The organism is Mesorhizobium sp. M0621 (assembly GCF_040320745.1).
In the GTDB taxonomy this organism is placed as follows: Bacteria; Pseudomonadota; Alphaproteobacteria; order Rhizobiales; family Rhizobiaceae; genus Mesorhizobium.
Genome location: NZ_JAMYQF010000055.1, coordinates 17,072 through 29,437, shown reverse-complemented (window position 1 = coordinate 29,437; position 12,366 = coordinate 17,072). Strand labels below are relative to the sequence as shown.

Genomic DNA, 12,366 nt, shown 5'->3' with positions numbered 1-12,366 from the left:
AACGGCGCCCATTGCTTAAAAATTTCGAGCCCAAAGCGGAACGGACTGACATAGCGCAAAGACGCAGGCGAGCGCAGCGGTAAGGTTGGATGTTATCAGCATGGGACGGTGACCGTTGCAGACCACGAAATTTCGAGAGGCCCGGCTGCCTTGGTACACTATCTATCCGGCTGTGTCGGAGTTCTCCGGGGCGGTCGGCGCCGAGGCTTATGAGGAATGGCTCAGGAACCTGCCGGATGATGATCCGGTGTCACTCTACCTGCACGTTCCGTTCTGCCGATCAGCCTGCTGGTATTGCGGCTTCCCAACCACCATCACCCGCCATGATGCGCCCATCCTCAACTATCTGGCGGCGCTGCGTGACGAGATCCGTCTGGTTTCGGAGCGAGTGCCGAAGACGCTGCCCGTGAGCGACATACATTTCGGCGGCGGAACGCCGTCTCTCATCGGACCAGCCGAGTTCCTCGCTCTGATGGAGTTCCTGCGATGCCGCTTCGCCATCTCGAAAACAGCTACGGTCGCCATCGAGATCGATCCACGCACGCTCACGCCCGAGATGGCGGAAGGCTTGGGAGCGGCCGGCGTGAACCGCGCGAGCCTGGGCGTACAGAGCTTCGATCCCATTGTTCAAAAAGCGATCAACCGAATCCAGAGCGAGGCCCAGACGTCGGCTGCCGTGGAAGTGCTGCGCCGGCATGGAGTAAGCCGCATCAACTTCGACCTCATCTACGGCCTGCCGCATCAAACGGTGGAGTCGTGCGTCGAAACAGTGAGGGCGGCGGTCGCCATGCGCCCCGACCGGCTTGCCTTGTTCGGCTACTCGCACATCCCATCCCAAGTAAAGAATCAGCGCCTCATCGAGGCGGAATTTCTTCCCGACAGCGCTGCCCGCGCTGAACAGTATGCGGCTGTCGCCGTGACGCTGATTGCCGCCGGCTACCGACAGATCGGGCTCGACCATTTCGCCTTGCCGGACGACGAGCTCGCGCTGGCACAGGAAACCGGTCGCCTGCGACGTAACTCGTTGGGCTACTCTGCCGATACCTGCAGAACCCTGATCGGTTTCGGCGCGTCGGCTATCGGCCGCATCGGCCAGGGGTACGTTCAAAACGAAGTTACACGGGATATCTACATCCAGCACATCGCAGTTGGCCGACTGGCGACATCGAAGGGCCATCGCCTCACAGACGACGACCGCGTGCGAGCCGCAATCATCGAGCGATTAATGTGCGATTTCGAGGCTGACGTGCCGGCAATCTGTGTCGCCCACGGATCTGATCCGATCCGTCTTCGCGGTTCAGATGAGCGTTTGGCGATGCTGGCCAAGGACGGAATAGTGGACTTCGAAAACGGTCTTGTCCGCGTACGGCGGGAGCATCGCTTTGGGATTCGCGCTGTTGCTGCCGCATTCGATGCTTTTAGGGATGGCCTTACGTATCCCGCAGTTGAGGGCAAGCACACAACACGGAAGCTAACACAGGGAGTATCTTTTGCCGGAGAGAACGAGCTGCCATCGTGCGGTGCCCGGTTAGTAGTGAAGCGCCGTAAAATGTCGACATAGGCGTTGGTGAACTGGACCGAACGACGAGAACAGCCTATCCAGTGTGTTGTCGGCAGTTAGTTCGAAAAACTAGGGCTTCTAGCGGTAAACACATGCTAATCCATTTGATTTACGGGCCAACCTGCAGCGGCAAGACAGACGTTTTAATTTAAATTGCACGAGAGACCGGACGGCCGGTCATTGCGTTGGATCGTGTACAATGCTGTTCTCAAACGCTATGGGCAGCGGGGGTGCCTCGGATTCCGAACTGCAATCTACCCAGCGGGTTTACTTGGATACGCCCCCTAACCGCGGGCACATCCACGCCGTGACTGCCCATCGTAAGCTGATCATGCACGTGGATGAGCTTAGATCTCAGCCAGGGCTCACTCGAAGCCGGCTCGTCTTCCTTCTCAATTCACATGCGCGAGTCAGCATCGGGCTGGCGCTCCGTGGCATGTAAGGCCGATGCGGCTCGGCAACTCGGACGCCTTTCTAGTGCATCTTCATTCCAGACAGCCGCAAGTTCCTGTAGCGATGAAGGTCGTCCTTGTCTTGGGACAAACATGTCTGTGACCCGACGCTTTGCTCTCTCCGTACCGCGCCATCACTTGCCATCGCATTCCAATCCATGCCCGAATGAGCGGTTCAGTCATGTGGCCTCCTCCGTATCCACCGTAGCAAAAGCAATGCTTCCGCTGCCACACGGCTTATGTCGCCCAGCACCAGTCTTAGTCTTGCTCCCGCAGACACTTAACATAATTCTCAGGAGCTACCGTCCCAGCACCGCAGCGAGTTAGGGAGGCTCGCACTAAGCTGCCATTCTGGAAAGTCACGTTCCTGCCAACGTTGTTGGAGCTCTTTGCGAAGCCGCGGCATTTTCGCTGATGGTCAGGCTGTGCTCTCTCGCAAAACGAATGGCGCAACGATATCCGTCAACGTCTTCCAAGGTGGGACGGACTGCCCAATGGTGGGTCGAGCCGTCGCTTACCCCGTGCTTGCCTCACAGATCCGCGACCAAGAACCCAGCCTCATGCTCCTTCAGAATCCGATGATCTCCTGTTCAGAATAGCAGCTGCGAATCATGTAATGCCGTCCTCTGAGTGGGCCATGAACTTCAATCCGGGCTAGATCGCAGTGGCAACGAACGTCAACACGCACAAATATCATGAGAATCCAGATTGTCGCCGATAGGTCATCCCCTGCGATCGGCTCCGGCTCATTTCACCCTCCGTTGAAGACGTCCGTAGGGCAGAACCTTCTTTCGGATTATCTCACCTCCTAAGGCAATATCGCTGCGAAGGCGCGAGCCCGATGCACCCACTCGTGAAGGCCGTCCGCAATGGCAGCGGTGCGCCAATGTAGCTCGGGCGCAAGCCCCGCCATGCCTGCTCCAAGGGCTCGGAGAGCCGAGACGCGATCCATGGGCAGGTCGAAAACCTCGGCGAGGGCGATAAGACGCTGCTGGAGCTCGGGGGTAAGCCCTGCGATGCCCGCTCCGAGGGCCCATAGCGCCGTGTTGCAATCTGTAGGCCGCGCGAGCCCCTCCGCGAGGACGACAAGACGCTGTTGGAGCTCGGGTGCAAGCCCTGCCACACCCGCTCCGAGGCCAGTCAAGGCCGAAGCGCGATGCTGGGACCGACCGAGCCCTTCGGCCAGGAGGACGAGACGCTGCTGGAGCTCAGGTGCAAGCGCTGTTAAACCCGGTCCGAAGCCCAATAGGCCCGCGGCGCGAGGTCCAGGGTCGTCAAGTGCTTCGACGAGGACGACGAGACGCTGCTGGAGCTCGAGGGCAAGCCCTGGCACCGCCTTTGCGAAGCCCTCCAGGGATTCGGCCCGAGACCAAGGCTCAAGCCCTTCGGCGAGAAGGACGAGACGCTGCTGCAGCTCGGGGGCAAGGCCTGCCACGCCCGCTCCGAGTCCCCTCAAGGCCGAAGCGCGGTCCCCGGGATGGTCAAGCCCCTCGGCGAGAACGACGAGACGGCGCTGAAGCTCGGGGGCAAGCCCTGCCACACCTGCTCCGAGGCCCTCCAGGGCCTTGGACCGAGGCCAGGGGTCAAGCCCTTCGGCGAGGAGGACGAGACGCTCCTGGAGCTTGGGGACAAGTCCTGCTACACCCGATCCGATGCCCCTCAACGCCGAGGCGCGACTATCATGGTCGCCAAGTCCTTCTGCCAGGACCACGAGACGCTGCTGGAGCTCGGGTGCAAGGCCTGCCAGACCCGCTCCGAGGCCCCTCAAGGCCGAAGCACGGTCCTTGGTCTGGACCCCCTCGGCGAGGGCGACGAGACGTTGCTGGAGCTCCGGCGCAAGCTCTGCCACGCTTGTTCCGAGGCCCTGCAGCGCCAAGTAGCTATACAAGGGCCCAACTCCCTCGGCCAGGGCGACGAGACGCTGTTGGAGCTCGGGCGCAAGCCTTGCCACACACGCTCCGAAGCCCGATAGGACCGAGGCACGAATGCAGGGGTGAAGCAGTCCCTCGGCAAGCGCCACCACGCGCTGCTGGAGCTCGGGCGCAAGCCCTCCTGTGCCCTTGCCGAGGGCTCGGAGGACCGAGCCGCGTTTCGACTGGTCAACCGTTTCGACTAGGGCCACGAGGTGCTCCAGCTGCACTCTGGTGAGGCAATTGAAGTTGCGCGCGAGTGATTCCATGACGCCGGGGTGCATCAGCAGCGGGGCGCCGGGTTGGGGTTGCGTCAGCCTGCTCCAGATCGCCTGAACCTGGATAGCCCTTTGACGCGTTTCTTGAGGCGCCGCGACTATCATGGCTGCCACACGCAGCTGTTGATTTGTTTGTGACATGCTCAGCAGACCGATCGGGCTGAGCCGCTGAGCAATCTCACCAAGAATCTCCGGCGGCAGATCAAGGATACTGCTGGTGCGCTGGCTGCTCAGAGGAGGAAACGCTTGATCTTGAGGCTCAGAGCGCGTCTGCTCCACCACAGAACATGATTGACCGGGTCCTTCAACGCCAGCTGGCGGTCCGATGAGAGAATTGTCCCTGATATCACGCTCGATGGGGTTAAATGCCGAGATGGGCACCTTGCCACGCTCCTCAATGCCCCTCATGATTCACCTCCTATAGCTACCAACTGAATGAGATCATCGTGATTATCGCGCAGCGGAATCCTCAAGGATCGGGCAGTTCTTAGAACGTCGCTGGCTTGACCAGGTTGAGCCCGCGAATTGCTCGATCGGACAAGATGCTTTCGGTTATCGACCATGCGGTGAGCTGCCCTGTCGAAGGAGATCGGGATGAAAGCCGCCAGTTCCAGGCGGCCCTCCAATGACTTGACCAATATCGGCGGCACCAATGGTGGCGAATGTCAAACCGCTAGAAACAACCAGCATTCGGAAATTGCGAGTCAACAGCAGTACGGACCCGGGAGATGTTCAGCATCATGGCTCGTCGGGGCGCTCCTGTGGTTTGTGGCGATGTCTCGGATCGTCTTCATCGTCAAAATGGTTTCATGCAAAAGACGTACCGCTTTAAATGATCGACATTGATCCGAGCGCTTATGTCGAGGGGATGGAGATTTTACCTGCTCAGTCAGCGGCGTGAATGTCGGCACTGGCACGGCGGAGCTTCTGCCTGCGGCGTTGCCCCGCGCCGTTTGGAGCCTGGTTGAAGTTCATTGCTGGGATTCTGGATCGATTGTGTGTGGTATCCATTGTTGAGTTTCAAATCGGTTGACGATTTCCTGTGCAGGAGACCCATCTCATCACTCTGCGCCCGATCCGGCATGCGCGCGACAGCTTGCAAATCGGCACATAAAGCCGTTCGATCAGCGGCCAGGCCCTCCAGATCGTAGCGGAGATTGGTCTGCGGTCGTCACGAAAAGAACCGGCGTCAGAGCGTCTTTCGCGTGGGCGAAGGTTCCGCTCCTTCTGCCCGGCGACCTCGTCGAGTTCGGCTGCCCTGGTGGGATGACGCCTTCGTTGAAGTCGAGCGCTGCGTCGGCGATGCTCGCTAAATGATCCGGCAAGGTACGTTGCGGGCTCCGCGATTGCTTGCCCGCTTCAATATATCGATCTCTCCGCTTTGTTCGAAAGAGGGCATGCCGAATGTCAACAATCCTACCAATCTGTTGCGAACGGAACCAATGGCCACCAAAACGAAGTGTATATTCGGTTGCGCAAACTGGCCTTAATCTTGCGTTGTGCTTTGTCGCAGCACGAAAAAGTGCCGGAGGTTCAGTTCACAATATGGGATCGTGAGTGAATGCTCCCTGCGACTATCCGCTTGGCTCCCTGGTGAGTTTCGAAGATAGGCGCGATTATGAAATCTGGGGCCAGGCAGAACTCGAGCAAGACTCTTATTCTGAGGCTTCCTCCAGATGCCGTTTAAGCCAGCGCTCCTCTGGTCGTCAGCAAGGTGGCGGTTGCCGGGAAAATGATATGTTGAAACAGGGACGGGTATGCCGGCCCCAAGCATTAAGCGAGGGACAACCGTGGACTATATATAGTACGGGAATTGATGTATCCTTGGAACGCCGCAGTGTGTGCAAAATGTGGTGGTCGCCAGCCAGTGCGGAATGGGGTCACTCTCGGCTAAAAGCAGGGGCGGTGCTGCCGCAGCCATGAGCGGATACAGCCGTATTCTAATTCTCTTCACCCCTGCCAAGACTATCCCATGCAGCTACGCCACCTCCGCTATTTCGTGAGCATCGTTGATGCTGGGAGCTTCTGCCGGGCAGCGGCCACTATCCATGTGGCGCAGCCGGCCCTCAGCCAACAGATCGCTGGCCTTGAAGCCAGGCTCGGCGCCACCCTGTTGCATCGCAGCGCACGGGGCGTTTGCCCGACCCGTGCGGGCAAGGCCTTCTACCGGGAGGCCGTCTCCATCTTGGAGCGGATAGAGCAACTGCGCGGCATCATTCGCTCCGCGGAGGGAGAGCCAGAAGGTTCGGTCGGGGTCGGCATGTCTTCGACGCTCGCCGTCTCCCTCGCTGCCACCTTGGTGGGCGCCTGCAGGACGGCACTCCCCAAAGTGACCCTGCGCTTGGTCACTGGGGATTTTCTCCGCATTAGGTCGCTCGTTGAATCGCACTCGCTCGACGTTTGCATGGTCTTCGAGGATACACCTACCCTCGGCGTTTCCCGCAAACCGCTGTTCCGCCAGCGCCTCTATCTTGTCCAGCCTGCCAACACAGAAGACGTCGCGCCTTGCGTGTCCCTCGAGGAGCTGGCGGCACTTCCTCTCGTGCTGCCGGCACGGCCGCATATGATGCGTGACGCACTGGACCGGGCATTTGGAGTGGCCGGCGTGCTACCCAACTGCGTGGCTGAGGTTGATACACTCTACAGCGTGCTCTCCTTAGTCAAAGCCGGCGTAGCAAGCGCGATCGTTCCCAAGGGGGATTTCTCGGATATTCCAGGCCACGAAGCTCTGAGGCCCGCGGTCATCGATCCGCCGATACATCTGACGGCATGCCTCATCTCATCCGCCAACATGCCGCTCACCTCCGCCGCTGAGGCGGCAAGTGCCCTGCTCGTCACGCAGATAGAAAAGCATCTTAGCGAAGCGCGGCCCTTCGAATGGGAGCGCGTTCCAATTCAATCATTGTCCAGAGGCGAGTAGGGGCCTGTCTTTGGACGACATCTCTTTGGCGACCGAGCGATTTCGCTACAGACCCACTGAGCTGGTTTCAGCTGATGCCCTGCGAGCGCTGCCGGTTGCAATTTTCTGCGCATGGCGCACATGGCGGTTGATGATGTTCATTTCACCTGATTGCCCCAGGCATCGCCACCCGACCAAATGCTGAAAGTAAGACCGGCAGCGCTGCCGTCTAAGACATCCTGCTTTCGAACCTGCGTTCGAACCCTGGTCTGCGTGATCGGTGCGGTGATGGAGGAGGTCCTCAAGCCCAGATGGACGAGGTGCTGGGTGTTCTAAGGGGGAGCGTACACCGGAGACACTTGGCGATCGCACGGGCTATTACGGCCCCCTCTCAGCCGTATCGGCAAGCTTGATCTCCGGGTTCCGTAGGACCTGGCCGGCCCTTTTCCAATGAGCTATTCGAGCGCTACCAGCGTTCGGAGCGGGTTTCTGCGACGCTTGCGAAATGTACGTTGATCGTGTGTCGACCCGCAAGGCTAAGTCGATCACCAAAGAACTGTGAGGTCTCGGCTGGTCGAATAGCATCAACAAGCGGCCGTAGGCGGGCTCCAGGCTGCGATGGTCCGCGTTTGTCGCCAATCTGGGATCCTGATCAGCGCGTGCCACGCGATGCCTGCCGTCCAACCTTGACCTTGCTGAACGTTACGCCTTTGTTTCTGAGCGGCCACTGCCTATCAAGACCATGAGGGAGAATGTTACGTCAGAGCTCATTCATAAGAATGGCGGATGATCCAATATCGACACGGTATTTGCGTCTGGCCCGCGTAGGGTCGATTGGATGTAAACGACAGCTCAACGATTGAGCGGATGGCATTCCCGCAAGTCAATCATTCGGGACATCCGTTGCCGTGACGAGAAGGATTCATTGGAACCCGATGATTTGCATCAACAGCCTGTCCGAACCGATCGCGTCATTGGGCAGCTTACCCGCCTCGTGAATGAATAGCCGAGAAGGCACGTGATCGATCTGCCTTGCTATAGTTCGCGAGAGGCCGCCGCCATTTCGCTTTTTGCAGCTCGCTTGCCGGCTGCTTTCAGCCTCACCGGCATCGACGTGGCAGCCGTCATGCCTGACTCGACACCACCGCGTGTTCCGATGGATTGCCGCCGGTTTATGATGCGCCTGAATGGCCATGATTTCCGCATCTCGATCGACCCGACGCTCCTTCCGTCCAGAGCGGTGAGACATTGGCCAGACATCACGTCGCTGCCACTGGATGACAGCTTGCGGGAAATTCTGTTTGACACCGTCCTGCGCGATATAGCGGTTCAGGTGGAACGATGGTGCGGTGAGCGGCCCATCTGGTCGTCGTCCGAGATCAGCGGAGTGCTTCCCTACGCAATTAGGCTTGTTCGCTTGGAGGGGCCAAACAAACTCCTCGGGCTCGTAGAATTCGGTGCCGGCGGGCTCGATTGGATCGCCGACTGCTGCTGCGATGCGCTGCCGGTCGTGTGCACAGTCCTCGACGATTTGGCCTTCTCTCTCGATCTGAGGGTCGCTCGCGTGACCCTTACCTTGGCGGAACTACAAGCGCTTGCGCCGAGTGACATCATCCTGCTCGACGCCTCACCGGTCGCTCGTAACGGCGCGATGACCGTACTGCTGTGCCTATCGGGCAATTCACGATTTCGGGCCTCCATCATGGACGGCCGCCTCGCAGTCCTTTCACCAGTGGACCACATGATGGAAAAACCAGAGCCTCTCCCTCCCGAAACCTTCGACAGCATCGACCTACCGGTCGATGTGGATGTTGGACGCCTGACCATGTCATTCAAGCAGCTTCGTGAACTCGCTGTGGGCCAAGTACTGGATCTTGGTTTCGACGCTACGACCAATATCACTTTGCGAGTTAATGGCAGGGTGGTCGCTGTGGGCGAGTTGGTGCGCATCGCCGATCGAACCGGTGTGCGTGTCTTAGACATGCGCCTACAACGCGGCGAGCCATGAACACCGGGTTGCCTGATCCCGTTGTCTTGATCGTCTTGACCGGGGCGCTCGCAGTCGTCCCATTCCTTGCGATTACCGTCACGTCGTATGTCAAACTGGTGGTCGTGTTCGGCCTGATCCGCAATGCTCTCGGCATTCAGAACATCCCGCCGAACATGGCACTGAATGCGGTCGCCATCCTGCTCTCCGTTTATATCATGCAGCCAGCTGCCCAAAACGCATACGAAGCAGTGCGCAACAAAGAGATCGCGTTCGAAGATCTCCGTGGGCTCGGCGAAACGATACCGCTAGTTATAGAGCCATTTCGCGACTTTCTCCTGAAGAACACGTCGCGACAGGAGCGACAATTCTTCGCCCAGGCCACCCGGGAACTATGGCGCGAAGCGGACGCCGCCGCGGTTACTGATAGCGATTTTATGATTTTGATCCCGGCATTCATCACATCCGAGTTGGCCGATGCGTTTAAGATAGGTTTCCTACTATTCCTGCCTTTCATCGTCATAGACCTGGTCATATCGAATATTCTTCTGACAATGGGAATGATGATGGTTTCGCCGATGACAATCTCTCTGCCCTTCAAGCTGTTCTTGTTCGTCGCTGTGAACGGATGGCAGCGCCTGATCCACGGCCTGGTACTGTCCTATGCGGGACCATCGTGATGAGTACCGCCACTCTCGCCAACATTACCATCGACGCACTGAAACTGACTCTGATTCTATCGATGCCCATGATCGTCGTCGCTACAGCGGTCGGGCTGGTCGTCAGCGTGGTGCAGGCGCTAACCCAAATTCATGAGCAGACGCTTCCGTTCGCGGTGAAACTGATATGCGTGAGCCTGGTTCTGCTGGCAACTGGGAGCTGGATCAGTGGGGAGTTGTATCAGTATACGCTGAACATCTTCGACACGATAGCAGCGATGTAAGTGCAGCGATGTAAGTGCAAAGGTGGGAGATGCTCAATCGGTCTGTTATCTCGCGCGGTGACTATGAGGGCGGTTCCAGCGAGTCGCTCTCGATCAACTTATCTGATCCGCCCCATGTCGCAGTTGATCCGTCTCTCTTGTATACTGCCGTTGTCGTCTTTGCACTCGCATCCACGCGTACTGCGGGCATGATGCTGATTATACCCTTTTTGGGGCGTGGCATTGTAACCGGACTGGCGCGGAACGGCGTAATCATGGCATTGAGCCTCCCGGTGATGGCGCATGCTTGGGCAACCAGGCCCGCGAGCCTCGAGATCTGGCATCTGCAGATGTTCCTTGGCTTGGGGCTGAAGGAACTCTTACTCGGGATCGTACTCGGTATGCCGATTGCCGCGACCGTCTGGGGTGTTGAGGCGGCGGGCACCTTCGTTGACAACCAGAGGGGCGCCGCGATGGTCAGCCTCTTGAATCCGGCCAGTGGCAATCAGGTCTCGCCGCTTGGAACGCTGCTGGCGCAGCTCTTCGTCACCTCGCTGTTTGTCACCGGGGGCTTCTCCGAATTGATCAACACGCTCTATCGCTCCCATGACGTCTGGCCTCTGTGGAGCTTGCTGCCTGCATTCGGTCCGGCATTTGCTACGGGGGTTCTGCATCTCGCAGATGTCGTCATGCTACTGACTTTACTTCTCGCCGGTCCAGCCATCGTTGCTATGTTCCTCAGCGAAATCGGTCTGGCACTGATCGGCCGCTTCGCACCACAACTGCAGGTCTTCTTTATCGCCATGTCGGTTAAGAGTGCGGTGGCCCTCCTGCTCTTGATCCTCTCGCTCACAATCGTTCTGGCCGAGGCGGATCAATACGTGCCATCACAGTTCGCGATATTCAACCTCGTCGCGAAATGGTTGCCATGAACGGCCAAAAGACGGAAAAGCCTACTCCCAAAAGGCTTCGCGACCTGCGCAGGAAGGGACAGGTGCCTCGGAGCAATGAAGTCGTATCCGCGGCGCTGACCATCGCATTCTTCACCCTGTTCTTTGCCTCCTTGTCAGGCATGATAGGCCGGCTCGAGGCGATGATCCTATTGCCTATACCTCTTCTCGAGGGTGACCTCCTGAGCGTCACTCACAAGCTTCTGCGGTCCTATGTTGCCGAACTACAATTTTTGCTCGCGCCCTTCATCGGCATCGTTCTGGTGATCGGCGTGGGCGCCAACGCCCTACAGAATGGCCCGATGTTCACGCCCAAGGCGGCCGCGCCGACGCTGAAGAGGCTCAGTCCCAGTGAGAACATCAGGAGGATCGTTTCGCTGGCGAGTTTCATCGAAGTGGGCAAGTCGATTGCAAAGATTCTGATACTCGGCTCTGTTCTGCTGCTCGCTTTGCGCGAAGGTATGCATGCACTCGTCTGGACGCCGAGTTGCGGAATATCCTGCCTGAGGGCGGTGACAGGTAACCTGCTTCTCGGTATCGCAATCTATACCGCATTGAGTTTTCTCACGGTGGCAATTGCACACTTCGCATTGCAGCGCTGGCAATTCACCAAGAAAAACATGATGTCGAAGGATGAAGTGAAGCGGGAATACAAAGAGACTACCGGCAACCCCTTGGCCATGGCAAAACGCAAACAACTACACATGGAGTTGCTTGCAAAAGGTATTTCGGCCAAGCGCGCAGGGCGGCCGTCTTGATCACCAATCCGACGCATGTTGCCGTGGTTTTATTACGACCGGCAGCACGCGCCCTTGCCTCTGATCGGTGCAATGTACCGATCTCGCGCCGCGGCATAAGCCTGCGCGGTGGCTACCTCTATGCCGGTCGTGCGAAACATTCCGATGGCGCGCCCGCTGCTGAAGGACGGACAACGACCAGACGAGTCTATTCCATCAGTTTTACGCAAAATTCGCGGGTCTTCTCCGAGCGCTTGGTAAGCGCAACCAAGGCCGGCCATCGGTCGCGTAAATCTCTGTTCAAGGTGTGCCGAAAACAAAGCTTTCGGCTGCTGCTGGTCGCTCCGTCGGGCGGCTCATATTTGTTTAATATGCAGACATAACGAGCTTATATTTGTCGCCCATGGAATGAGATTATACTACTGTTGTGGCGGTTTGTCTTGCGCACCAGCCAATCGGGCCGTTCGGCTCGATGGTGTGTTCCCCAGATGTAACTGCCATGGGAGCAAGCACCGAAACGAGTTGATGGGGACATGTGGATCCACGCAGCCTTGCACCCCTCAGAAAGAATGGCAAGTCTGCTCCCAATGGGTGGGACAGTGAATTGCCGCTGGGATCCAGAAGGATAGGGATTGGCCAGCCGCTCAAGCGATCCGTCGCCGAGCGCACC

The 12,366-nt window shown here is 58.4% G+C and carries 10 protein-coding genes and 3 pseudogenes; 10 read left to right on the top strand and 3 right to left on the bottom strand.

The genetic code is table 11. From position 1 onward, the window contains the following. Window positions 1–115 precede the first annotated feature (115 nt). On the top strand, window positions 116–1,561 hold the full coding sequence (hemN, locus tag NKI38_RS27440) for an oxygen-independent coproporphyrinogen III oxidase (protein ID WP_352663225.1): 1,446 nt from the start codon (window positions 116–118) through the stop codon (window positions 1,559–1,561). 152 nt (window positions 1,562–1,713) lie between these two features. Further along, a pseudogene (locus NKI38_RS27435) lies at window positions 1,714–2,003 on the top strand (isopentenyl transferase family protein). On the opposite strand, the pseudogene NKI38_RS27430 reads toward NKI38_RS27435, so the two are convergent. The 3 genes and pseudogenes from NKI38_RS27430 to NKI38_RS27420 form a co-directional block, all read right to left on the bottom strand. Next, window positions 1,959–2,123, bottom strand: a pseudogene (locus tag NKI38_RS27430) (hypothetical protein); the annotation flags it as partial. The pseudogenes NKI38_RS27435 and NKI38_RS27430 overlap by 45 nt on opposite strands. A 300-nt stretch (window positions 2,124–2,423) precedes the next feature. Continuing rightward, window positions 2,424–2,504 (bottom strand): annotated as a pseudogene (locus tag NKI38_RS33565) (isopentenyl transferase family protein); the annotation flags it as partial. A 317-nt stretch (window positions 2,505–2,821) separates the two neighbouring features. Next, entirely contained in the window at window positions 2,822–4,609 is a 1,788-nt protein-coding gene (locus tag NKI38_RS27420; protein ID WP_352663222.1) for an F-box protein, read from the bottom strand. Window positions 4,610–4,795: 186 nt separating this feature from the next. On the opposite strand from NKI38_RS27420, the gene NKI38_RS27415 reads away from it, so the two are divergent. From NKI38_RS27415 to NKI38_RS27380, 8 genes are all read left to right on the top strand, one after another. Next, on the top strand, window positions 4,796–5,047 hold the full coding sequence (locus NKI38_RS27415) for a hypothetical protein (RefSeq protein ID WP_352663220.1): 252 nt from the start codon (window positions 4,796–4,798) through the stop codon (window positions 5,045–5,047). 1,126 nt (window positions 5,048–6,173) lie between these two features. Next, window positions 6,174–7,121 (top strand): LysR substrate-binding domain-containing protein, encoded by a 948-nt coding sequence (locus NKI38_RS27410; RefSeq protein ID WP_352657468.1) that lies wholly within the window; start codon window positions 6,174–6,176, stop codon window positions 7,119–7,121. Window positions 7,122–8,118: 997 nt separating this feature from the next. Then, a complete protein-coding gene (gene sctQ / locus NKI38_RS27405) occupies window positions 8,119–9,108 on the top strand; it encodes a type III secretion system cytoplasmic ring protein SctQ (protein WP_352663218.1) in 990 nt (329 codons plus the stop codon). Then, window positions 9,105–9,767 (top strand): type III secretion system export apparatus subunit SctR, encoded by a 663-nt coding sequence (gene sctR / locus NKI38_RS27400; protein WP_352657462.1) that lies wholly within the window; start codon window positions 9,105–9,107, stop codon window positions 9,765–9,767. Before sctQ ends, sctR begins: the two co-directional genes overlap by 4 nt. Further along, window positions 9,767–10,030, top strand: a complete 264-nt coding sequence (sctS, locus tag NKI38_RS27395) for a type III secretion system export apparatus subunit SctS (protein WP_352657459.1) — start codon at window positions 9,767–9,769, stop codon at window positions 10,028–10,030. The genes sctR and sctS overlap by 1 nt, the downstream gene beginning before the upstream one ends. 29 nt (window positions 10,031–10,059) lie before the next feature. Then, window positions 10,060–10,941 carry a type III secretion system export apparatus subunit SctT gene (gene sctT / locus NKI38_RS27390; RefSeq protein WP_352663213.1) on the top strand — a complete coding sequence of 294 codons (882 nt, stop codon included), beginning with the start codon at window positions 10,060–10,062 and terminating at the stop codon, window positions 10,939–10,941. Then, window positions 10,938–11,717: an EscU/YscU/HrcU family type III secretion system export apparatus switch protein gene (locus NKI38_RS27385; RefSeq protein WP_352663210.1), complete on the top strand. Its 780-nt coding sequence runs from the start codon at window positions 10,938–10,940 to the stop codon at window positions 11,715–11,717. The genes sctT and NKI38_RS27385 overlap by 4 nt, the downstream gene beginning before the upstream one ends. Then, the gene (locus tag NKI38_RS27380) at window positions 11,714–12,079 is read left to right on the top strand and encodes a hypothetical protein (RefSeq protein WP_352663207.1); all 366 of its coding nucleotides are present in this window, start codon (window positions 11,714–11,716) and stop codon (window positions 12,077–12,079) included. The genes NKI38_RS27385 and NKI38_RS27380 overlap by 4 nt, the downstream gene beginning before the upstream one ends. Window positions 12,080–12,366 lie beyond the last annotated feature (287 nt).

Excerpts from the sequence above, each read along its gene's own strand:
- NKI38_RS27385 (WP_352663210.1), top strand. The coding sequence starts at position 10,938 with ATGAACGGCCAAAAGACGGAAAAGCCTACTCCCAAAAGGCTTCGCGAC.
- NKI38_RS27420 (WP_352663222.1), bottom strand. The coding sequence starts at position 4,609 with ATGAGGGGCATTGAGGAGCGTGGCAAGGTGCCCATCTCGGCATTTAAC.
- NKI38_RS27415 (WP_352663220.1), top strand. The coding sequence starts at position 4,796 with ATGAAAGCCGCCAGTTCCAGGCGGCCCTCCAATGACTTGACCAATATC.
- sctS (WP_352657459.1), top strand. The coding sequence starts at position 9,767 with ATGAGTACCGCCACTCTCGCCAACATTACCATCGACGCACTGAAACTG.
- sctT (WP_352663213.1), top strand. The coding sequence starts at position 10,060 with ATGCTCAATCGGTCTGTTATCTCGCGCGGTGACTATGAGGGCGGTTCC.
- NKI38_RS27410 (WP_352657468.1), top strand. The coding sequence starts at position 6,174 with ATGCAGCTACGCCACCTCCGCTATTTCGTGAGCATCGTTGATGCTGGG.
- sctR (WP_352657462.1), top strand. The coding sequence starts at position 9,105 with ATGAACACCGGGTTGCCTGATCCCGTTGTCTTGATCGTCTTGACCGGG.